The sequence below is a fragment of the Propionicicella superfundia DSM 22317 genome (genome assembly GCF_000423465.1).
Classification (GTDB): domain Bacteria; phylum Actinomycetota; class Actinomycetes; order Propionibacteriales; family Propionibacteriaceae; genus Propionicicella; species Propionicicella superfundia.
The window spans coordinates 749,427-770,222 of record NZ_KE384020.1 but is presented as its reverse complement, the minus strand read 5'-3'; the positions used below and the strand labels follow the sequence as shown (position 1 = coordinate 770,222).

General features: G+C 70.2%; 17 protein-coding genes. 10 read left to right on the top strand and 7 right to left on the bottom strand.

From position 1 onward, the window contains the following. Positions 1 to 438: a methylmalonyl-CoA epimerase gene (gene mce, locus G555_RS0108745; RefSeq protein ID WP_028708601.1), complete on the bottom strand. Its 438-nt coding sequence runs from the start codon at positions 436 to 438 to the stop codon at positions 1 to 3. Positions 439 to 611: 173 nt separating this feature from the next. Between mce and G555_RS22600 the strand changes: the two genes are divergently transcribed. The 3 genes from G555_RS22600 to G555_RS0108730 all read left to right on the top strand — a co-directional run bounded on the left by G555_RS22600 (position 612) and on the right by G555_RS0108730 (position 2,507). After that, positions 612 to 767 carry a hypothetical protein gene (locus tag G555_RS22600; protein WP_169337878.1) on the top strand — a complete coding sequence of 52 codons (156 nt, stop codon included), beginning with the start codon at positions 612 to 614 and terminating at the stop codon, positions 765 to 767. A gap of 5 nt (positions 768 to 772) precedes the next feature. Further along, the gene (locus tag G555_RS0108735; RefSeq protein ID WP_028708600.1) at positions 773 to 1,318 is read left to right on the top strand and encodes a PH domain-containing protein; all 546 of its coding nucleotides are present in this window, start codon (positions 773 to 775) and stop codon (positions 1,316 to 1,318) included. Positions 1,319 to 1,466: 148 nt separating this feature from the next. Then, positions 1,467 to 2,507, top strand: a complete 1,041-nt coding sequence (locus G555_RS0108730) for a zinc-binding dehydrogenase (protein WP_028708599.1) — start codon at positions 1,467 to 1,469, stop codon at positions 2,505 to 2,507. A 134-nt stretch (positions 2,508 to 2,641) separates the two neighbouring features. Here the strand turns inward: G555_RS0108730 and pgm are convergent, their stop codons facing one another. Continuing rightward, entirely contained in the window at positions 2,642 to 4,270 is a 1,629-nt protein-coding gene (gene pgm / locus G555_RS0108725) for a phosphoglucomutase (alpha-D-glucose-1,6-bisphosphate-dependent) (protein ID WP_028708598.1), read from the bottom strand. Positions 4,271 to 4,379: 109 nt separating this feature from the next. On the opposite strand from pgm, the gene G555_RS22275 reads away from it, so the two are divergent. Further along, complete coding sequence (locus tag G555_RS22275; protein WP_028708597.1) at positions 4,380 to 5,267, top strand: tetratricopeptide repeat protein; 888 nt, start codon at positions 4,380 to 4,382, stop codon at positions 5,265 to 5,267. A 90-nt stretch (positions 5,268 to 5,357) separates the two neighbouring features. Here G555_RS22275 and glgB read toward each other — a convergent pair whose 3' ends face one another. Genes glgB through G555_RS18800 form a run of 3 tightly spaced genes read right to left on the bottom strand, consistent with a single transcriptional unit; the run spans position 5,358 to position 10,619 of the window. Continuing rightward, the gene (gene glgB / locus G555_RS18810; RefSeq protein WP_084634954.1) at positions 5,358 to 7,373 is read right to left on the bottom strand and encodes a 1,4-alpha-glucan branching protein GlgB; all 2,016 of its coding nucleotides are present in this window, start codon (positions 7,371 to 7,373) and stop codon (positions 5,358 to 5,360) included. Then, the gene (locus G555_RS18805) at positions 7,358 to 8,602 is read right to left on the bottom strand and encodes a hypothetical protein (protein ID WP_156887481.1); all 1,245 of its coding nucleotides are present in this window, start codon (positions 8,600 to 8,602) and stop codon (positions 7,358 to 7,360) included. The genes glgB and G555_RS18805 overlap by 16 nt, the downstream gene beginning before the upstream one ends. Before the next feature lie 7 nt (positions 8,603 to 8,609). Next, positions 8,610 to 10,619: an alpha-1,4-glucan--maltose-1-phosphate maltosyltransferase gene (locus G555_RS18800; RefSeq protein WP_084634952.1), complete on the bottom strand. Its 2,010-nt coding sequence runs from the start codon at positions 10,617 to 10,619 to the stop codon at positions 8,610 to 8,612. A gap of 131 nt (positions 10,620 to 10,750) precedes the next feature. Between G555_RS18800 and G555_RS0108700 the strand changes: the two genes are divergently transcribed. Beyond that, on the top strand, positions 10,751 to 11,701 hold the full coding sequence (locus tag G555_RS0108700; protein WP_028708596.1) for an ROK family glucokinase: 951 nt from the start codon (positions 10,751 to 10,753) through the stop codon (positions 11,699 to 11,701). Positions 11,702 to 11,914: 213 nt separating this feature from the next. Here the strand turns inward: G555_RS0108700 and glgX are convergent, their stop codons facing one another. Then, positions 11,915 to 14,044, bottom strand: coding sequence for a glycogen debranching protein GlgX (glgX, locus tag G555_RS18795; protein ID WP_051208591.1), 2,130 nt, complete (start codon positions 14,042 to 14,044; stop codon positions 11,915 to 11,917). A gap of 68 nt (positions 14,045 to 14,112) precedes the next feature. Continuing rightward, positions 14,113 to 15,069, bottom strand: a complete 957-nt coding sequence (locus G555_RS0108690; RefSeq protein ID WP_028708595.1) for a hypothetical protein — start codon at positions 15,067 to 15,069, stop codon at positions 14,113 to 14,115. 102 nt (positions 15,070 to 15,171) lie between these two features. Here G555_RS0108690 and G555_RS0108685 point away from each other — a divergent pair, with 102 nt between their 5' ends. The 5 genes from G555_RS0108685 to G555_RS0108665 are packed head-to-tail and all read left to right on the top strand — an operon-like array spanning position 15,172 to position 20,766. Next, complete coding sequence (locus G555_RS0108685) at positions 15,172 to 16,326, top strand: cysteine desulfurase family protein (protein ID WP_028708594.1); 1,155 nt, start codon at positions 15,172 to 15,174, stop codon at positions 16,324 to 16,326. 40 nt (positions 16,327 to 16,366) lie between these two features. After that, a complete protein-coding gene (gene mnmA / locus G555_RS0108680) occupies positions 16,367 to 17,452 on the top strand; it encodes a tRNA 2-thiouridine(34) synthase MnmA (protein ID WP_028708593.1) in 1,086 nt (361 codons plus the stop codon). Further along, entirely contained in the window at positions 17,452 to 18,426 is a 975-nt protein-coding gene (locus G555_RS0108675) for a uroporphyrinogen decarboxylase/cobalamine-independent methonine synthase family protein (RefSeq protein ID WP_028708592.1), read from the top strand. The genes mnmA and G555_RS0108675 overlap by 1 nt, the downstream gene beginning before the upstream one ends. 49 nt (positions 18,427 to 18,475) lie before the next feature. Beyond that, complete coding sequence (gene ligA, locus G555_RS0108670) at positions 18,476 to 20,527, top strand: NAD-dependent DNA ligase LigA (RefSeq protein ID WP_028708591.1); 2,052 nt, start codon at positions 18,476 to 18,478, stop codon at positions 20,525 to 20,527. An 11-nt stretch (positions 20,528 to 20,538) separates the two neighbouring features. Further along, positions 20,539 to 20,766, top strand: a complete 228-nt coding sequence (locus G555_RS0108665; protein ID WP_028708590.1) for a hypothetical protein — start codon at positions 20,539 to 20,541, stop codon at positions 20,764 to 20,766. Positions 20,767 to 20,796 lie beyond the last annotated feature (30 nt).

Below are 20,796 nucleotides of genomic sequence, written 5' to 3'. Positions count from 1 at the left end.
TCAGTGAGCGGCGGGTTCGACCAACTCGAGGAGGACGCCGCCGGTGTCCTTCGGGTGGCAGAAGTTGATGCGCGAGCCTGCCGTGCCACGTCGCGGCTCCGGGTAGAGCAGGCGGACGCCGCGCTCCTTGAGGGTCGCCATGACCTTGTCCAGATCGCGCACGCGGTAGGCGAGCTGCTGCATGCCCGGGCCGTTGCGACCGATGAACTTCGCGATGGTGGACTCGTCGCTGAGGGGGGCGAGGAGCTGGATCTGAGCGTTCTCGGCGAGCTGATCGCCGGTGCCGATCATCGCCTCCTCGACGCCCTGCTCTTCGTTCTTCTCCCGATGCAGCACCCGCCAGCCCATCACCTTCGTGTGGAACTCGATGGCGTCGTCCAGGCTGGGAACCGCCAGGCCGACGTGATCGATGCAGATAAACAGATCGTCGTTCTCCATGCCTCCAGCCTGTCACACTCCGCCCTGCGGCGTTCCCGGCTTCGCGATCTGCGAACCCGCGCCTCGTGGGGCATGGTCGTTGTGCCAGGATGGGCGTGCTCCCGGCGCGCCGACCGGCGCCCGCAGACCCCGCGGTCCACAATGAGGTGTCGCATCTCGCGGGGAGGCAGTGCATGCAGAAGTGGATCAAGACGGCGATCCTGGTGCTCGTCATCGGGTTCGCGCTGTTCTACCTGTTCACGCAGCCCGAAGCGGCGGCCGCCGCCGTGAAGACCTTCTTCGGCGCGTTCGGCTCGATCTTCACCTTCTTCTCCTCGCTCGCCTCCTGATCCCCATGGCCGGGGTGCTCAGGCAGTTCGTCGCACCCGATGTGGAGCGGCGTCTGCTCGTCTCCGAGGGTGAGGTGGTGATCGACGAGGTCCGCAAGCACTGGGTGGTCAACGCCCTGCCGGTGTGCGTGATCTGCGTGGGCGCCGCGTTCTTTGTCTTCATCCCGTTCGCGGGAGCGCTGTTCTGGGTGCCGCTGCTGGCGGGGCTCTCGCTGTGGGTCTACGGCATGATCCGCATCCACCAGGAGTTCATGGACCGGTTCGTGATCACCAACATGCGGGTGTTCCGGGTGAACGGGATCCTCTCCCAGCACCTGGCGACGATGCCCATCGCGCGCATCCTCGACATCTCGGTCGATCGGCCGCTGGTGGGCCGTTTCCTCGGCTACGGGCATTTCGTGTTCGAGTCGGCTGCGCAGGACCAGGGGTTGCGTGTCATCCGGTTCGTCGGCGATCCCGAGGAGCGCGACCTCACCATCCAGCGGGTGATCCAGCGCTCCGGAATCCGGGCGCGGATGCCCGTCGACCCCGACTCCGGCGACGGCATCTGAGGGTCGTTCGCGCGTGTGAGCAACGTCCCCGCGGCGAACGGTCCGGCTCCTTGTCCGCCGGTAGAGTCGCCGTATACGAGTGGTCGCGGAACCCTCCGCCGCCGATCCGGCGCGCGCGGAGGACGCGCACGGTGCATGGGAGCAACGCATGTTGGCAGCTGTGATGAAGGGTCCTGGGCAACTGGACGTGATGGAGGTCCCGACTCCCGAACCGGGGCCGGGTGAGCTCTTGTTGAAGGTCGGATCCAACACCGTCTGCGGAACCGACCTGCGCATCCTCAAGGGTGAGAAGACCACGGGCGTGCGCCCCGGTGTCGTGCTCGGGCACGAGATCGCAGGGACGATCGCGGCCGTCGGCGAGGGCGTCACCGGGTACGCGGTGGGCGATCTCGCGGTGATCACGCCCGTCGTGACCTGCGGCAACTGCTGGTTCTGCCTGCGGGAGCTGGAGCACTTCTGCGAGAAGTCGATCTATTACGGCTACGCGCTCGACGGCGGTCTGGCCGAGTACTGCCTCGCCCCCGAGTTCGTGGTCAAGCGCAAGAACGTCACCGTCGCCAAGCCGGGGACGCCGCTCACGGCACTCTCCTTGGTGGAGCCGCTCGGCTGCGTCCTGAACGGTCTCACGAACTACAAGGTGTTCCTCGGCGACACGGCGGTCATCCTCGGCGCCGGTCCGATCGGCCTGCTCCACCTGACGGTCTGCCGGCTGGCGGGTGCGACGCAGATCATCATGTCCGATCCGTCCGAGAGCCGCCGCGCGACGGCGAAGGCGCTCGGCGCGGACATCGTCGTCGACCCGCTGAACGAAGACCTGTTGCAGGTCGTCAAGGATGCGACGTCCGGCCGCGGCGCCGATGTCTGCGTGATCGCCATCGGCCGGCTCGAGCTCTTCGCGCAGGCGCTCGACCTCGTGCGCCTGGGCGGGCGGGTCTGCGCGTTCGCGGGCTTCCCCAAGGGGGGCTCCACCGGCGTGGATCCCAACGTCATCCACTACAACGAGATCACCGTCACCGGGACGTCCAACTCGAAGCGGCGCCACACCGAGGAGGCGATTCACCTCATCGAGAGCGGGCTCATCCCCGCGGACGTGATCGTGAGTCATACCTTCCCGCTCGAGAAGGCGGTCGAGGCGATCGAGTTCGTCTCGTCGGGTGAGGGCATCAAGATCGCCGTCGTTCCCGAGTGAGCCTGCGGCGTGGGCGGTCCCGGATCGCCCACGCCGAACGCACTCGGACCGCACCGAGCGCTCCCGAACTGCCGAATTGGAGCGAGTTTCCGGCAGTTCTGGAGCGCTCGGCGCGTCTGCGGGGTCGAACGTGGTCAGCCGAGGGCGGCGTTCACCACCTCACGGGCGGCGTCCTGCACCTGCGCCAGGTGCTCGGGGCCCTTCAGCGACTCCGCGTAGATCTTGTAGACGTTCTCCGTCCCGGACGGACGTGCGGCGAACCAGGCGTGCTCGGTGACGACCTTCAGGCCTCCGATCGGCGCATTGTTCCCGGGGGCGTTGGTGAGGGTCTGGAGGATCGGCTCGCCGGCCAGCTCGGTGGCGGTGACGTCGCTGGGGGACAGCCGCGCCAGCGTCGCCTTCTGCTCGCGTGTCGCGGGGGCGTCCACCCGGGCGTAGGACGACCTGCCGTACCGTTCCTCCAACTCGGCGTACAGCTCACTGGGCGAACTGCCTGTGACGGCCTTGATCTCGGAGGCGAGCAGGGCCAGCAGGATGCCGTCCTTGTCGGTGGTCCACGTGGAGCCGTCCTTGGCGAGGAACGACGCGCCGGCCGACTCCTCGCCGCCGAACCCGAGATCGCCCGACATGAGACCCGGGACGAACCACTTGAAGCCGACGGGCACCTCCACGAGACGACGGCCGAGGTCGGCGGCGACCTTGTCGATCAGCGAACTCGACACGAGCGTCTTCCCGACGCCCGCGCCGGCCGGCCACCCATCGCGATGCCGGTACAGGTACGAGATGGCGACGGCCAGGTAGGCGTTCGGGTTCATGAGCCCGCAGTCCGGAGTCACGATGCCGTGCCTGTCGGAGTCGGCGTCGTTGCCCGTGGCGATGTCGTAGGAGGACTTGTTCGCGATCAGCCCGGCCATCGCATACGGCGACGAGCAGTCCATGCGGATCTTGCCGTCCCAGTCGAGCGTCATGAACGGCCACGCCGGATCGACCGTCGGGTTGATGACCGTGAGATCGAGCCCCAGGTGCTCGGAGATGTACTGCCAGTACTCGACGGAGGCGCCGCCGAGCGGATCGGCGCCGATGTGGACGCCGGCCTCGCGGATCGCCGCGAGATCGAGCGCGGTGGCGAGATCCTCGCAGTAGGCGCCGAGATAGTCGACCGTCGTCACCTCGGCGGCGGCCCTGTCGTACGCGGAACGGCGGATGCCGGACGGATCGGCCAGCAGCTCGTTGGCCCTGGCGGCGATGACCTTCGTCGCATCGGTGTCGGCCGGTCCGCCGTGGGGCGGGTTGTACTTGAAGCCGCCGTCGCGCGGCGGGTTGTGGGACGGCGTCACGACGATGCCGTCGGCCTCGTGATCGGCGGCCTGCCGGTTGTACACGATGATGGCCCTCGACACGGCCGGTGTGGGCGTGAACTGATCCTCCCGCTCGGCCCGGACCGCCACGCCGTTGGCGTGCAGCACCTCGATGGCGGTTCTCCACGCCGGGCCCGACAGTGCATGGGTGTCCTTGCCGATGAACAGCGGCCCCGTGATCCCCTGCGACGCGCGGTACTCGACGATCGCCTGCGTCGTCGCCGCGATGTGAGCGTCGTTGAAGGCGGCATCGAGACTGGACCCGCGGTGCCCGGAGGTGCCGAAGACGACCTGCTGATCGGGATTGTCCGGATCGGGCGTGAGGTCGTAATAGGCGTCGATGGTGGCGGAGACGTCGATGAGATCGGTGGGCAGTGCGCGCTGCCCTGCACGTTCGTGGACCATGCCTGACATCTTGCCGTGCCCGGGGGCACCGTGTAACCCCGGACGGGGCATCCGCGGTCAGCGCGTCCGCACGGCCCGCGGGTGTGGTGCGAACTGCCAGAATGGGGGCATGGCTTATCGCACTTCCGGCATCGTCGACCTCTCGACGCTGGCCCCGCGTCCTCCTGCGCCTCCAGGTACGTCGTTCGTCATGGCACTCACCGAACAGAACCTCGAGCAGGTCATCCAGAAGTCGATGCGACACCCGATCGTGGTCGAGTTCTGGTCGCCGCGCGTGGAGGACTCCACGATCTCCGACGACCTCGAGGGCCTTGCCGCCGAGGCCACCGGCGCCTTCCTGCTCGCGCGCGTGGACGTCGACGCGCAGCCCCAGATCGCCGCCGCGTTCGGCGTCCAGGCCGTGCCGACCGTCGTCGGGGTGATCGGCGGGCAGGTCGCCCCGCTGTTCCAGGGCACGCGTCCGCGGCCTGAGATCGCTGCCGTGATCGACCAGTTGGTCCAGTTGGCGGCCTCCAACGGCATCGTCGGTCGGGCCGAGCCTGTCGCGGTCACGCCCGAGGAGGGGAGCGAGGAGTCCCCGCCCGCAGACCCGCGCTTCGAGGCGGCGGACGCGTTGCTGGAGTCCGGGGACTTCGAGGGCGCCGTCACCGAGTTCGAGAAGGTGCTGCAGCAGACCCCGGGCGACCGCACGGCGCTCGCGGGCAAGGCGCAGGCAGGGCTGCTGGCCCGCGTGAGCAAGCTCGACCAGCAGGCTGTGATCGAAGGCATCCGATCGCATCCGGAGAGCGTCGACACCCAGTTGCAGGCCGCCGACATCGAGATGATGGCCGGTCAGATCGAGGCGGCGTTCGGACGCATCGTCGACCTCGTGCGCGCCACGGTGGGCGACGACCGGGAGCGTGTGCGCCTGCGGTTGCTCGAACTGTTCGACACCATGGACCCGGCCGACCCGCTCGTCCTGAAGGCCCGGCGGGACCTGGCCACTGCGCTGTACTGAGCCGCTGACGCCCGTCGCGGGAGCCGCGGGAGACATGCCGAGGGGCGGCCGGGAAAGCCCGGACCGCCCCTCGGCATGCTGCTGACCGTCTCAGACCAGCACGCCCGTCGGGCGGGGATGCTCGATCACCAGGGGCGACACCGGAGACGGAACCACCGTCTCGTCGGCTTCGTCGGCCGCCGCAGCGGCCGCGGCCAGTTCCTCGTCGGACGCCGGCCCCTCATAGCGGAACCACACCGACGACAACGGGGGAGCGACGACGGTCGCACTGGCCGGCTTGCCGAGGTACGGATCGGCGACGGCGACGATCCTGCCGAGGTTGCCGAACGCGCCCGACCCGTCGTACAGCGCCGAGTCCGTGTTCAGGATCTCGCTCCACACACCGGCCTTCGGCAGGCCGATACGCAGCTTCTCCCAGGGCTCGGACGAGAAGTTCGACACACACGCGATCATCTGCCCGGAGGCGTCCTTGCGCACGAACGAGAACGTGTTCTGCCCCGCATCGTCGGCGTTGATCCACTCGAAGCCGGCCGGATCGGAGTCGAGACTCCAGAGCGCGGGATGCGCGCGGTAGATCTCGTTGAGGTCGCGGACGAGGCTCTGGAGACCGTTGTGCCCCCACAGATCGCACACCCACCACTCCAGGCTCTCGGACTCGGTGAACTCGCGCCGCTGGCCGAAGTCGCAGCCCATGAACAGCAGGTTCTTGCCCGGGAAGCTCCACATGTACGAGTAGAAGGCCCGCAGCGTCGCGAACTTGCGCCAGTCGTCCTGCGGCACCTTGTTGATCATCGATCCCTTGCCGTGGACGACCTCGTCGTGGCTGATCGGGAGGATGAAGTTCTCGCTGTAGGCGTAGACCATCGCGAACGTCATCAGGTTGTGGTGATACTGGCGGTGGATCGGCTCGTGCTCGATGTAGCGCAGCGAGTCGTTCATCCACCCCATGTTCCATTTGAACCCGAAGCCGAGCCCGCCCGCGTCCACGGGCTTGGTGACACCGGCGAAGGACGTCGACTCCTCGGCGATCATGACGACGCCCGGGACCCGCGCGTACAGGTGGCGGTTGACGTACCGGAGGAAGTCGATGGCCTCGAGGTTCTCGCGACCGCCGTACACGTTGGGCACCCACTCTCCCTCCTCGCGGCTGTAGTCGAGGTAGAGCATGGAGGCCACGGCGTCGACCCGGAGCGCGTCGATGTGGAACTCGGTCACCCAGTAGAGGGCGTTGGACACGAGGAAGGACTTCACCTCGTTGCGGCCGTAGTTGAAGATGTAGGTGCCCCAGTCCTTGTGCTCGCCCTGACGGGGGTCGGCGTGCTCGTAGAGGGCGGTGCCGTCGAAGCGGCCCAGCGCCCAGTCGTCCTTCGGGAAATGCCCGGGGACCCAGTCGAGGATGACGCCGATGCCGGCCTGATGGAGCCGGTCGACGAGGTGACGGAACTCATCGGGACGGCCGAGGCGGCTCTGCGGGGCGAAGTAGTTGGTGACCTGGTAGCCCCAGGACGGCTCGAACGGATGCTCGGTGACGGGCAGGAGCTCGACGTGGGTGTAGCCCATGTAGGTCACGTACTCGACCAGCTCCTCGGCGAGCTCGAGGTAGGTCTTCCCCCGCTTCCACGAGCCGAGATGGACCTCGTAGACCGACATCGGTGAGGCGTGGGGCGTGGCCTCGGCGCGGCGCCGCATCCAGTCGTCGTCGCCCCACGCGTACCGGCTCGTGTACACGATGGACGCGTTGGACGGCGCCTGCTCGGCGAAGAACGCCATCGGGTCGACCTTCTCGTGCCACTCTCCGTTCTGGTCCTGGATCGAGAACTTGTACAGGGCGCCGTCACCCACGCCCTCGACGAACAGGCCCCAGACGCCCGAGCCTGCGATGAGCTCCATCTGATCGCCCGTCCACCAGTTGAAGTCGGCGTTCACGCGGACCTGGCGGGCGTTCGGTGCCCAGACGGCGAAGCGTGTGCCGGAGATGCTGCCCCGGTCGTCGTCCCACACGGTCACCCGGTGCGCCCCGAGTCGTCGCCAGCACTCCGTGTCGCCACCGTTGTGGAATCCCTCGAGGTCCCAGCCGGTGAGCCCCCCAGCTAGATCGTGTGCCATTTCCACTCCTGTCCCGGGGCGACCCACGCCGCCACGTCCACCGCGATGTCGACGACCGCCCCGAGCGGGATCGACGCCCACTCCGGACGGTACTTCCTCTCGTAGGCCACTTCATAGATGACCTTCTCCAGCTCGTACAACTGACCCAGTTCGGTGAGCCGGGACGATCCTCGGTAGCCCTCCAGGAATGCGTCCCTGCATTCCCCGATCCACGCCTTGGCGTCGCCTGCCGGTCCAGCGTGGGACGCGTAGTCAAATGATCGCAGCATTCCCGCGATGTCGCGCCACACCGAGTCTTCGACACGGCGATCATCCTCGCCGCGCAGGGGTTCACCCTCGAAATCGACGAAGACCCAGCCGCGGGGGCTCTCCAGGCACTGGCCGAGGTGGAGGTCGGCGTGGATGCGCTGGACGGCGATCGCAGGCCAGGTCCGTTCGCTCGCGGCGCGGACGAGCCGGGCGGCCGCTGCGGCGGGCTCGGTGTCCGCCGCCAGCCGGGTGGCCGATTCCGCCAGCTCGCCGACCAGGTCGGCACCTGCGACGGACGAGGTCGGGAAGGCCGTGGCGAGCTGGGCGTGGAGGGACCGCAGGTCGGTGCCGAGCTGCCGTGCCGCGGGGGCGAAGGACGTCCCCTCCGCCGCACAGGCGCGGGCGGCGTCCCAGCCGTCGCGAGCGGCCGGGACGTTCTCCACGATCATCGCGAGGTCCGTGGGGCCCAGTTCGGGGACGACGCAGGACACCGAGCCGTGGAGTCGCGGTACGCGCCCGGAGTCGTTCGCCGCGAGGGTACGCAGCAGGCTCACCTCGGCGTTGCCCTGCAACCGCCGGAAGAACTTGACCATCACCGTGTCGCCGAAGCGGACGCTCGAGTTGGACTGCTCCCCGGTGAACGGGGCGGCGGGCAGGTCCGCGGGCAGGTCGGTGTCCCAGTAGGGGGTCAGGGTGCCCGGTCCGTCCACGTGCCACGCCTGCCACAGCAGCCGCAGCAGGCCGGGATGCTGCGCGATGTCGCGTCCGGGGTCGGTGTCGTCGAGATAGCCGACGAGCAGGTGGTAGTACTCGCTGTCGCCCTCGGGGTAGCTCACGACCGCGACCTCGGAGCGGATCGCGGGCCAGACCCCCGGTCGGGTGTACCAGGGGAGCCGGTGAACGTCGGAGATGCGACCGTTGCGGCCGCGTCCCGTGAACCATCGTGCCTGGGTCACGAAGTTCCACCAGTGCTGTGGCATCGTGCGCCTACAGGACGTGCAGGATGTGGGCGGGCTGGCCCGGAGTCAGGCGGACGAAGTTCTGCTCCGACCACGTGAACGCCGCGCCGGTCAGCTCGTCCAGCACCCGCACCCGTTCGGTGGGGACTCCGAGGATGTCGGGCGGGAGGTCGACCTGGGTCTCGACGGTGCCGTACGGGTTGAGCGAGCAGATCACGATGACGCGGTCGTCGCCGTCGGTCTTGACGAAGGAGATGACCTCGGAATGCGGGTTGGGCAGGAGTTCGACCCGGCGGAGCTGTTGCAGGGCCGGATGCCGGCGGCGGATCCGGTTGAGTGTGGACAGCAACAGGTTGAGGTTCGGTTCGGCGTTGTAGTGGCGGGGGCGGTACTCGTACTTCTCGGAGTCGAGGTACTCCTCGCCGCCGGGCCGCAGGGGGACGTGCTCGAACAGCTCGAACCCGGAGTAGACGCCCCAGCTCGGAGACATCGTGGCGGCGAGGATCGCTCGGATGGCGAATGCGGCCGGCGTTCCCGACTGCAGGAAGGCCGGGTTGATGTCGGGCGTGTTGACGAAGAAGTTCGGGCGGAAGAACGCGTCGGTCTCGCTGCTGACCTCGGTGAGGTACTCCTCGAGCTCGGTGCGCGTGTTGCGCCACGTGAAGTAGGTGTAGCTCTGGTGGAAGCCGACCTTGCCGAGGGCGTGCATCATCTCGGGGCGGGTGAAGGCTTCGGCGAGGAGCAGCACGTCGGGGTCGGTCCGGCGCAGTTCGGCGATGAGCCGTTGCCAGAACGTCACGGGCTTGGTGTGCGGGTTGTCGACCCGGAAGATCGTGACCCCGTGGGACACCCACAGCCGGATGATCCGCAGCACCTCCTCGAAGATGCCGTCGGGGTCGTTGTCGAAGTTGAGGGGGTAGATGTCCTGGTACTTCTTCGGCGGGTTCTCGGCGTAGGCGATGGTGCCGTCCAGACGCGTGGTGAAGAACTGCGGGCATTCGGCGACCCAGGGGTGGTCGGGGGACGCCTGCAGTGCCAGGTCGAGTGCGATCTCCAGCCCCAGGTCGTGAGCGTGTGCGACGAGCCGGTCGAAGGAGTCCCAGTCGCCCAGGTCGGGATGGATCGCGTCGTGCCCGCCGTCGGCGGACCCGATCGCCCATGGTGAGCCGGGGTCCTCCGCCGACGCGGCCAGGGTGTTGTTGCGCCCTTTGCGGAACGACGAGCCGATGGGGTGGATCGGCGGGAAGTACACGACGTCGAAGCCCAGCTCCGCGACCTCGTCGAGGCGGTCGTGGCAGGTGTCGAACGTGCCCGAGACCCAATGCCCGGCGGCGTCCCGGTAGGCGCCCTGCGAGCGCGGGAAGAACTCGTACCAGGAGGAGAACAGGGCGCGCTTCCGATCGGCCCAGATCTCGTAGCTGCGTGTGGGCGTGACGAGTTCGCGCGGGCCGAAGACCTCCATGGCCTTGGCCACGCCCGTCTGCCGTGCGACCTCGGCGAGGTCGGCGCCGGGGCGTTCGGGGATGAGCAGCGCGGCGGTGGAGCGCAGGATGGACGCCGTGACCGGCTCCCCGGAGGATTCGGCGGTGCGGGCGCCCTCCTCCAGCAGCGCGCGGCCCTCGAGGCACACGAGCGGGACGTCCATCTCGGCGGGCAGCTTGACGGACGCGTTGTGCAGCCAGGTGCCCCAGGGATCGGACCACGCCTCGATGTGGAAGGTCCACAGCCCTTCCTCGTCGATCCGCGCCCAGGCGATCCACGGGTCGAGCCCGCGGGGCTCGATCGGCGCCATGTCGATGCGGGTGGTCGTACCGCTCGGGCTGGTGAGCACCACCGTCGCGTTCACCGCGTCGTGGCCCTCGCGGAACACGCGGGCGTGGAAGGGGACGAGTTCGCCCACGACGGCCTTGGCCGGGTAGGCACCCTCCTCCAGCACCGGCCGCACCCTGGTGACCGGGATGCGGCCGAATCCCGGCGGGGCGGTGGGGGCGGTCGAACGGACGGGCTTCTCGGCCGGCTGCGGGTCACTCACGCTCATAACCTAGCGAAGGCGTCGCGGCCGCGGAACCGCTGCGGCGGAGCCGCGTCGCTGCCTGCGGACGGACTGCGCGGCGGGCATGATGAGGCTGCACGCGACGCAGCGGCGCCAACGGGACAAAGGGGAACGGCATGCACGCCATCGGGGTGGACGTCGGCGGGACGAAGATCGCGGCCGGCGTGGTGGACGAGGAGGGCACGATCGTGCGGGCGGTCCGCCGCCCGACGCCGGCGGGGAACCCGACCCGCACGGCCGAGGTGATCGTGGAGGCGATCCAGACCCTCCGGGACGAGAGCGACGCCGAGGTGGGCGCGGTGGGAATCGGCGCCGCGGGGTTCGTCGACGCGGCGCGGACGACCGTCGTGTTCGCCCCCAACCTGGCCTGGCGCGACGAACCGTTGCGCGAGCGGGTGGAGGGGGTTGTCGGGATCCCGGTGCGCATCGAGAACGACGCGAACGCGGCGGCGTGGGCCGAGGCGCGGTTCGGTGCGGGCCACGGTGCGCGGTCCGTCGTCGTCGTGACGGTCGGCACGGGGATCGGTGGCGGCATCATCTTCGACGGGCGGCTGCTCCGCGGCGGCACGGGCATGGCGGGGGAGATCGGGCACCTCCGTCTCGTGCCGGGCGGGCACCTGTGCGGCTGCGGGCAGCGCGGCTGCTGGGAGCAGTACGCGAGCGGATCCGCGCTGGTGCGCGACGCGCGCGAGTTCGTGCAGACGTCCCCCGACCGGGCCCGGCGGCTTCTGCATCTGGCGGGGGGAGACCCGGCCGCGCTGACGGGGCAGCATGTGACGGTCGCCGCGCAGGAGGGCGACGCGGCGGCGCTCGGCTGCTTCGCCGATCTCGGGGAGCATCTGGGCGCGGGCATGGCGTCTCTGGCCGCCGTGCTGGACCCGGAGGTGTTCGTCCTGGCGGGCGGGGTGAGCGAGGCGGGCAAGCTGCTGCTGAAACCCGCGAAGGACTCGTTCCTGCGTCACCTCAGCCCGCGGGCGTTGCGCCCGCGGCCGCCGAAGGTCCGGCTGTCGGTCCTCGGTAACCCGGCGGGCATCATCGGGGCCGCCGATCTCGCCCGGGAGGGCTAGGAGACGGTCATGCGCCCCTCGTGGGTGGTCTCGGTTTGGTGACGATCCGCTGATTCGATTCGCCGTCGCTGGAGGTTCGCCACAGCTAGTGGCGCCTGCCCCCAAGGACGGGGCCCGTTCTGGTTGGGGTGTGACGTTGCCGGCGCCGTCGGTGGAGGGGGCGACGGCGACGTTCGCGGACAATGGAGAGACGCTCAAGACGAGAACGGAGCATTACGACAGTTCCAGGTTGTGGCTGGGCGCGACGTGCTGCTCGCGCCGCCGCCGGCGGGCCACGGTCGCCTTCAGGACGACGACGGTGCGACCCGGAATGGAGAACGTCGAGTCGGGAACCAGCCCGCGACGAAGGATCTCGCCCGAGTTCCCCGTGTGGGCCGAGACGGTGTAGGCGGTGCTCCAGGGGCGGCCCGGGAGCGTCACCTCGATCGGGTCGGCGTCGCCGTGGAAGTACATGAGGAACGCGTCGTTCACATCCGACACGTACATGCCGAGTGTGCGCAGCGCCCCGTTGTGCCAGTCCTCGACGCGCATCTGCTCGCCGGACGGGCGGAACCAGGCGATGTCCTTGCGGCCCAGACCCGCACCCGCGGCGTCGAGCACCTCGTCCCCGTGACGGTATTCGGCGGGGCGCAGCACCGGATGCTTCGCCCGCAGCCGGGTGATGGTGCGCACGAGCTTCCGGGTGTCGGCCCACTCCTGGTCCTCCGACCAGTCCAGCCACGAGATCGCGTTGTCCTGACAGTAGGCGTTGTTGTTGCCCCGCTGGGTGCGGCCACGCTCGTCGCCGGCGAGCATCATCGGCGTCCCCCAGGACAGCAACAGCGTCGCGAGCATGTTGCGGGCGGTACGGCGGCGGGCCGCGTTGACGGCGCGGTCGGTCGTCTCGCCCTCATAGCCGTGGTTCCACGACCGGTTGTCGTCGGTGCCGTCGCGGTTGCGCTCCCCGTTCGCCTCGTTGTGCTTGAGGTCGTAGGTGACGACGTCGCGCAGAGTGAACCCGTCGTGGGCGGTGATGAAGTTCACCGATGCCGTGATCGGACGGCCGTGGTCGTAGATGTCGGCCGACCCCGACAACCGGGTGGCGAGTTCCTGGACGCCGTGAGTGGCGCCGCGCCAGAAGTCGCGGACGTAGCCGCGGTAGTGGTCGTTCCACTCGGCCCAGCGGTCGCCCCACGCGCCCACCTGGTACCCGTACGGACCGAGATCCCACGGCTCGGCGATCATGGCGATCCCCTGGAGGACCGGGTCCTCGGCGATCGCCTGCTTGAACGCGTGGTTCTGGTCGACGTGGTGGGATCCGTCGCGAATGAGCGTCGTCGCGAGGTCGAAGCGGAAGCCGTCCACGCCCATCTCGGTGACCCAGTAGCGCAGCGAGTCCAGAACCAGCCGCAGCACTCCCGAACTGGCGGTGTTGACCGCGTTGCCGCATCCGGTGACGTCGTAGTCCTGCTGGTTGTCGTGGCTGAGACGGTAGTACGCGCCCTGGTCGATACCGCGGAAGCTCAGCGTCGGACCGTCACCGGCGCCCTCGGCGGTGTGGTTGTAGACGACGTCGAGGATCACCGCGACGCCCGCGTCGTGCAGTGCGCTCACCATGTGCTTGAACTCCGCGACCTGCTGGCCCGCGGTCCCACCGGCCGCGTAGTGCGCATGCGGGGCGAAGAAACCGAGGGTGTTGTATCCCCAGTAGTTGCTCATGCCCCGGCCGTGGACGAACGGCTCGGAACAGAAGTGTTGGACGGGCAGCAGTTCCACCGCGTTGACGCCGAGGTCCACCAGGGACTCGATGACGGCCGGGTACGCCAGGCCGGCGAACGTGCCGCGCAGATGCTCGGGGACGGCAGGGTGGGCCCGGGTGTACCCGCGCAGGTGGGTCTCGTAGATCACCCACTCGTCCAGCGGTCTGCGCCGCCTCAACGGCCGTGGCGGGGGAGTGTCGGCGACGACGACCGAGAGCGGGACGTACCCGAACGAGTCCTGGTCGTCGGGGCTGTTCTCCGACGCGGGGCTGTGGTCGCTCAGCGGGCCGCTGTAGTCGACGCCGCCGAAGATCGCGCGGGCGTAGGGATCGAGAAGGAGCTTGCGGGGATTGAAGCGTGCGCCGGCGCCAGGATCCCAGGACCCGCCGACCCGGTAACCGTAGAGCTGGCCGGCGGCGACCCCCGGGACGAACGCGTGCCAGACGCCGCCGTCCCCGGCGGTCAGCGGAAAGCTGCGCTGCGAGAGATCGGCCGTGACCAGCACGAGGTCTACGGATTCTGCGCGCGGGGCCCACACCGCGAATTCGGCGCCCCCACCGCGGAGCCGCGCCCCCAGCGACGGGGGCTGCGGAACTGGCGACATGTGTTGTTCTCTCCTGATGGCCTGAGTGGGTAACAACTATAGAGGTATCTGACAGCGATCCCGGGACACTACTCCCAGGTGATCCGCCAGTCACGATTCCGCAGGTCGACCTTCCCGGGCGACGTGAACGACACCTGCTCGGAGTGGTTCTTCCCGGTGGCGGCCACGACAGCGGTGAACCGCATCCGGCCACTGACCGTGATGTCGGCACTCGCCTCCGCGACCACCTCGGCCGAGACGCTCGGATCCGAGAGGCTCACCCACGTCGCGGTTCCGGAGCGGTACGTGGTCGAGTCGTCGGCGCTGAACGGGCATCCGGCCGGCGCGGGGTTCGAAACCTCGGCGCAGGCCGCGATCTGGGCCTGCGCGGCGCCGCGGATGGAGGTCAGACCCGAATCCGTCAGGGCGAGCTCCTGCGCCGGCGGCGCCGCCGTCCCCCCGACATCGACCGCCTTCACGTATCCGCCGGGCTTCAGCGCGAGCCGGCTGTCGCCGGTCGTCACGGGATAGATCCCCGGGAACACCGGGACGGCGTCGGCCGTCACCCCGCGCCCGCCGGCCTGGATGCCGACGCCCAGCGACCGGGCCTGCGTCAGATCGGCCGTGGCCAATCCCTGATCGACGAGGAACACACCCTCGACAGCCGTCACGGTGATGACCGTCTCGACGCGGGTCGTGCCGAGCAGGAAGCTGACGGGGACCCGGGGGCTGCGGGTCTGCGTCACCGCGATGCCCGACATGGGGTTGTCCAGGTGGGCGGAACGTAGCGCCTCGTCGGTCAGCAGGGAGGTGTCGGCGGGTCGGTGCGCGACCTCCTGCAGGGCGCGCACCGAGTCGTTCTGGGCGATGGCGAGCAGATAGCGCTGCACCGTCTCGGTGGGGCTGCCGGTCACGCCGATGAAGCGCAGTTGCACGTAGCCGAACCCGGTCGTGGCGCCGAGCAGGCATGACACGACCGCGACGATGAGCGTGGTCCTCCAGGACTGCCGGAACTCTTCCAGCAGCCCGGCGCTTTGCCTGCTCATCGGTCGCCTGTCAGGTGCCCAGATCCCCGCACCAGAAGCTCTCCCGTTCGCGCGATTCCTGATCAAGGGTAGCCGAATCGCTCACGACTAGGCTGTGTGCATATGGGGGACAACGCGCGACCGACCCGACGGGTCTACCTGGACCATGCCGCGACGACGCCGCTGCTCCCGGCCGCCCGGGCGGCGCTCCTCGACACCCTCGATCTCGTGGGGAATCCGCACGCGGTCCACACGGCCGGACGGCGTGCACGGGCAGTGGTCGACGAGGCCCGTGAGCTGCTGGCCGACGCGCTGGACGCCCACCCGATGGAGGTCGTGTTCACCGCGGGCGGGACCGAGGCGGACAACCTGGCCGTCCTCGGCGCCGCGGGACGAGAGGGACGCCCGCGCATCCTGACCTCGGCGATCGAACACCCCGCCGTGGCGCGGGCCTTCGAGCATGTGCGCGGCGATGCCGCGGCGACGGACATCCTGCCGGTGACACCGGGCGGGCACGTCGATCCGGCGGCCGTGGCCGCCACCGCCGGGCCCGACACCGCTCTCGTGACGGTGCAATGGGTCAACAACGAGGTCGGAACCGTGCAGCCGATCGGCGCGATCGCGTCCGCCGCGGCGGCAGTGGGGGCCTGGTCGCACAGCGACGCCGCCCAGGCCGTGGGGCACGTCCCGGTGTCGTTCGCCGCCAGCGGGCTCGACATGCTGACCGTCGCGGCCCACAAGGTCGGCGGACCGGTGGGCATCGGCGCCCTCCTCGTCTCGCGGGACATCGCGCCAGCCCCCTCGTCGTTCGGCGGCGGCCAGGAGCGCAGCCTCCGCTCGGGCACGCTGTCTGCGCCGCTGGCCGCCGCGTTCGCCGCGGCGGTCGCGCACGCGGTGCGCGGGCTCGACGCCGAGAGCGCCCGGCTGACGGCGCTGCGCACGGCCCTGGCGTCGGGCATCCTCACCTCGGTGCCGGGAACGCGCGTGAACGGCACCGACCCGGTCAGCCCCGGCGTCTGCAGCGTCACCTTCACCGGCCTGCGGGCATCCGACCTGCAGTTCCTGCTCGACCGGGAGGGGTTCGACTGCTCGACGGGATCGGCCTGCCACGCCGGCGTCGTGCAACCGAGCGACGTCCTGCTGGCGATGGGACGCTCGCGGGCCGACGCGAGCGCGACGCTGCGATTCTCGCTCGGATGGACCACGGCGCCCGACGATGTCACCGCTCTGCTGCGCGCCCTCCCCACCCTCGTGGAGCGCGCGCGCGACGCGGCCTGACGAACCACCCCGCTCCCGCCGCAGCACCTACAATGTCGGGGTGCGAGTCCTGGCAGCGATGTCGGGCGGGGTCGATTCCGCTGTCGCCGCCGCCCGGATGGTCGACGCCGGTCATGACGTGACCGGCGTCCATCTCGCGCTGTCGCGCAACCCCCGGACGTTCCGCAGCGGCGCGCGGGGATGCTGCTCCCTGGAGGACTCCCACGACGCGCGGAGAGCCGCCGACCGGCTCGGCATCCCCTTCTACGTGTGGGACTTCTCCGACCGGTTCGCCGCCGAGGTGGTCGACGACTTCGTGGCCGAGTACCGGGCGGGCCGGACGCCCAACCCCTGCCTGCGCTGCAACGAGCGCATCAAGTTCGCCGCCGTTCTCGACCGCGGCGTCGCCCTGGGCTTCGACGCGATCGCGACAGGTCACTACGCGCGCCTGGAGGACGGCCCCGCCGGTGTGGAGCTCCACCGGGCGGCCGACGACTCGAAGGACCAGTCGTACGTGCTCGGCGTCCTCACCGCCGGACAGGTCGCGCGATCCCTCTTCCCGCTGGGCGGCGACCTGAAGACGGACGTCCGCGCCGAGGCGGAGGCTCGCGGGCTCGGCGTGGCTCGCAAGCCCGACTCCCACGACATCTGCTTCATCCCCGACGGGGACACGGCCGGCTATCTCCGCTCGCACCTGGGTTCCACGCAGGGCCCGATCCTCGACGAGGACGGCACGGTCGTGGGCGAGCACGACGGCGCGCACCAGTTCACCGTCGGTCAGCGCCGCGGGCTGCGGCTGGGCCGCCCGGCCGACGACGGCCGCCCGCGCTACGTCCTGGACATCTCACCGGTGACGAACACCGTCACGGTCGGCCCGCACGATCATCTCCGCGTGTCGCGGCTGTCCTGCATCCGGCCCACCTGGGCCGGGCCGCGGCGAGACGGACCGTGGAGGGGCGCGGTGCAGGTGCGCGCCCACGGGGCTCCCGTCGGCGCGACGATCGAGATCGGTGCCGGGGCCGAGGTCGTGCTCGACGAGCCGCTCGTCGGGGTCGCGCCCGGACAAGGGGCCGTGTTCTACTCCGGGACGCGCGTGGTCGGGAGCGCGACGATCGCCGCGACGGACGCGATGGCGGTGCCCGCCTGATGGTCGCCGTGACCGGATTGGGCTCGCTGCCCGGCACCGACTACCCGGGTGCCGTCGCGATGACCTTCGAGGACGTGCCCGTCCCGTACCTCCCCGAACTGCCGGCCCGCGGACCGCACGCGACGATGATCGCGCGCGGAGCCGCCGTCCTCAGCGGGCTCGACGCCGAGCTCACCACGTCGGGCTGGCAGCTCTCCGCCACGCCCGGTCCCGACCTGCGTCGCGCCCGCGCGCTCCTGCGCGACGACCTGGACATGCTCGCGGAATCGGTCCCCGACTATGCCGGTCCGTTGCGCATCCCCGTGGCGGGGCCGTGGACACTGATCGCCTCCCTCGACCTTCCGCGCGGCGGGCGGGCACTGGCCGACTCGGGCGCACGTCGCGACGTGGCGGCGTCGCTGCGGCAGGGCACGGCCGACCTGTTGCGCGAGGTGGCCCGGCGCCTGCCCGGCGTCGAGCCGCGACTGCAGCTCGACGAGCCGTCGCTTCCGGCCGTGCTCGCCGGGGGGATCCCGACCCCGGGGGGCTTCTTCCGGGTGCGGGCCGTCGACCGATCCGAGGCGTTCGGCGTCCTGGCCACGTGGTCGGGCGGGGAGGACGCCGTGGCCACGGTCGTGCACTCCTGCGCGCCCGGACTGCCGATCTGGCCGCTGCTGCAGGCAACGGGTCTCACGGGCGTGTCGGTGGACGTCTCCACGCTGACGAGCAGTGACCTCGACGACCTGGCCGCCGCCGTCGACGCCGGGCGCGAGATGCTGCTCGGCGTGGTCGGCGACGCCGCCACCGATGTCCCCACGGCGGTCGCGCGCGCCTGGTCGGTGCTGCGCGAGCTCGGGGCCGGACCGGAGGCGGGGGAGCGTCTGGGGGTCACCCCCGCGTGCGGTCTCGCGTCGTGGCGCCCCGCCGACGTGCGGCAGGTCTGGCGGACGCTCCGCGAGGTTGCCAAGCACATGGAGGAACGCCTCGCCGGCTGAGCCGTACGCGCCACGCCGGTCCGTCGGCGACACCCGGTAGCGTGTGCGCGTGACCGATTCGTCTGCTGCTGCCCGTCATCGTCACGCCGAGCTGGCCGCCGAGGTCGCCGAGCATCGGTGGCGGTACTACGTCATGGACGCGCCGACCGTCTCCGACGGCGAGTTCGACGCCCTGCTGCGTGAACTGGAACTGCTGGAGAAGCAGTATCCGGACCTGCGCACCCCCGACTCTCCGACGCAGCAGGTCGGGGGCGCCGTCTCGACCACGTTCGCGGCGGTGCGGCACACGACGCGCATGGAGAGCCTCGACAACGCCTTCAGCGAGGCGGAGCTGGAGCGCTGGGCGACCCGGGTCGGGGAGGGCGAGCTGGTGTGCGAGCCGAAGATCGACGGGCTGGCGCTGAACCTCACCTACCGCCGCGGCCGCTTCGTCGGCGCCGCGACCCGCGGCGACGGCACCACCGGTGAGGACGTCACGGCGAACGTCCGCACCATCGCCGGGATCCCGGCACGGCTCGGCGACGGCGCCCCCGCCGAGGTCGAGGTGCGCGGCGAGGTGTACCTGCCCACCGCCGCCTTCGCCGAGCTGAACGAGGGGCTCGTCGCGGCCGGGAGGGCGCCGTTCGCCAACCCGCGCAACGCGGCCGCCGGCTCCCTGCGGCAGAAGGATCCGCGCGTCACCGCGACGCGCCCGCTCGCCTTCCTGTGCCACGGGTTCACAGGTCTCGACGTCGCCCGTCAGTCCGACGGATACGAGCTCCTGGCGTCATGGGGGTTCCCCGTGTCGACGGCCATCGCCGTCGTCCCCGATCTCGCGGGAGCGTGGGCCTACATCGAGCGCATCAGCAGGCAGCGGCACGACTTCCCCCACGACATCGACGGTGCCGTGGTGAAGGTGAACGACCGGGCGCGGCAGCGCGAGCTCGGGTCGACCTCCCGGGCACCGAGATGGGCCATCGCGTTCAAGTACCCGCCCGAAGAGGTCACGACCAAGCTCCTCGACATCCGCGTCAACGTCGGCCGCACCGGTCGCGTCACGCCGTATGCGGTGATGGAGCCGGTGACCGTCGCGGGCTCGACGGTCGAGCTGGCGACCCTGCACAACGCGTCCGAGGTCGTCCGCAAGGGCGTGCTGATCGGCGACACCGTCGTGCTGCGGAAGGCCGGTGACGTCATCCCCGAGGTGCTGGCCCCGGTCGTGGACCTGCGCGACGGCACCGAACGCGCCTTCGTCATGCCGGACCGCTGCCCGGCCTGTGGCGCCGAACTGCGGCCCGAGAAAGAGGGGGACGCCGACATCCGGTGCCCCAACAACCGGTCGTGCCCCGCCCAGTTGCGGGAGCGGATCTTCCACCTGGCCTCGCGGGACGCCCTCGACATCGAGGTGCTCGGCTGGCAGGCCGCCGACGCGCTGCTCGCAGCCGGGCTCATCACCGACGAGGGCGACATCTTCGAGCTCACCGCCGAGAGCCTGCTCGCCTCCGAGTTCTTCCGCAAGAAGGACGGCACGCTGTCGGCCAACGGCGCCAAACTGCTCGCCAACCTCGAGACCGCCAAGACCCGGCCGTTCGCGAAGTTCCTCGTCGCGCTGTCCATTCGCCATATCGGCAAAGGCGTCGCCCCTGACGTCGCCGCGGCGTTCGGGAGCATCGACGCCCTCGCGGCGGCGTCCGAGGAGGAGCTCTCGGCGGTGGAGGGGATCGGGCCCGTGCTCGCCGCGTCGATCGTGGAATGGTTCTCCGTCGACTGGCACCGCGACATCGTCGCGAAATGGCGGTCCCGCGGCTGCGTCATGGCCGACGAGAGCCGTCCCGCCTCGCCGGCCGTCGCGGGCGCCGACCTCACCGGGCTGTCGATCGTCATCACCGGCACCCTTCCCGGGTACACGCGCGAGGGCGCCGCCGACGCGGTCACTGCTCATGGCGGGAAGGTGGCCGGCAGCGTCTCGCGGCGGACGTCCTTCGTCGTGGTCGGCGACAACCCCGGCTCGAAGCACGCCAAGGCGGTCGCGCTGGGAGTGCCGATCCTGGACGCGGACGGATTCGCCGTCCTGCTGTCCGACGGCCCCGACGCAGCGTCGGCGACAGCGCGCACCGAGTAGAATCGTCCGCGATGAGCAAGCTCGACGGACTGTATTCCGGCCTCAACCTGGACGGGGGCGTCCCCGAGCGCGCCAAGGCGAAGACGTTTCGGCGGCGCAACCGCGAGTGGGGGCCCGAGCGTGTGCCCTCCACCTTTATGAAGAAGCTGATGCGGGTGCTCGTCCCGATCGGCTTCGTCATCATGGCGGCCGTCGTGATCTTTGTCGGCTACCAGTTCTTCATGGCGCTGAAAGGCTGACACCGGGTCGATCGCGCGAGGTCGCGTGGG

What these genes read in the sequence shown, in the direction of transcription:
- G555_RS22275 (WP_028708597.1), top strand. Translation starts at nt 4,380, where the DNA reads ATGGCTTATCGCACTTCCGGCATCGTCGACCTCTCGACGCTGGCCCCG.
- pgm (WP_028708598.1), bottom strand. Translation starts at nt 4,270, where the DNA reads ATGGTCCACGAACGTGCAGGGCAGCGCGCACTGCCCACCGATCTCATC.
- G555_RS22600 (WP_169337878.1), top strand. Translation starts at nt 612, where the DNA reads ATGCAGAAGTGGATCAAGACGGCGATCCTGGTGCTCGTCATCGGGTTC.
- G555_RS0108685 (WP_028708594.1), top strand. Translation starts at nt 15,172, where the DNA reads ATGGGGGACAACGCGCGACCGACCCGACGGGTCTACCTGGACCATGCC.
- G555_RS0108665 (WP_028708590.1), top strand. Translation starts at nt 20,539, where the DNA reads ATGAGCAAGCTCGACGGACTGTATTCCGGCCTCAACCTGGACGGGGGC.
- G555_RS18805 (WP_156887481.1), bottom strand. Translation starts at nt 8,602, where the DNA reads ATGCCACAGCACTGGTGGAACTTCGTGACCCAGGCACGATGGTTCACG.
- G555_RS0108700 (WP_028708596.1), top strand. Translation starts at nt 10,751, where the DNA reads ATGCACGCCATCGGGGTGGACGTCGGCGGGACGAAGATCGCGGCCGGC.
- glgB (WP_084634954.1), bottom strand. Translation starts at nt 7,373, where the DNA reads ATGGCACACGATCTAGCTGGGGGGCTCACCGGCTGGGACCTCGAGGGA.
- G555_RS0108730 (WP_028708599.1), top strand. Translation starts at nt 1,467, where the DNA reads ATGTTGGCAGCTGTGATGAAGGGTCCTGGGCAACTGGACGTGATGGAG.
- G555_RS0108675 (WP_028708592.1), top strand. Translation starts at nt 17,452, where the DNA reads ATGGTCGCCGTGACCGGATTGGGCTCGCTGCCCGGCACCGACTACCCG.
- G555_RS18800 (WP_084634952.1), bottom strand. Translation starts at nt 10,619, where the DNA reads ATGAGCGTGAGTGACCCGCAGCCGGCCGAGAAGCCCGTCCGTTCGACC.
- G555_RS0108735 (WP_028708600.1), top strand. Translation starts at nt 773, where the DNA reads ATGGCCGGGGTGCTCAGGCAGTTCGTCGCACCCGATGTGGAGCGGCGT.
- G555_RS0108690 (WP_028708595.1), bottom strand. Translation starts at nt 15,069, where the DNA reads ATGAGCAGGCAAAGCGCCGGGCTGCTGGAAGAGTTCCGGCAGTCCTGG.
- mce (WP_028708601.1), bottom strand. Translation starts at nt 438, where the DNA reads ATGGAGAACGACGATCTGTTTATCTGCATCGATCACGTCGGCCTGGCG.
- glgX (WP_051208591.1), bottom strand. Translation starts at nt 14,044, where the DNA reads ATGTCGCCAGTTCCGCAGCCCCCGTCGCTGGGGGCGCGGCTCCGCGGT.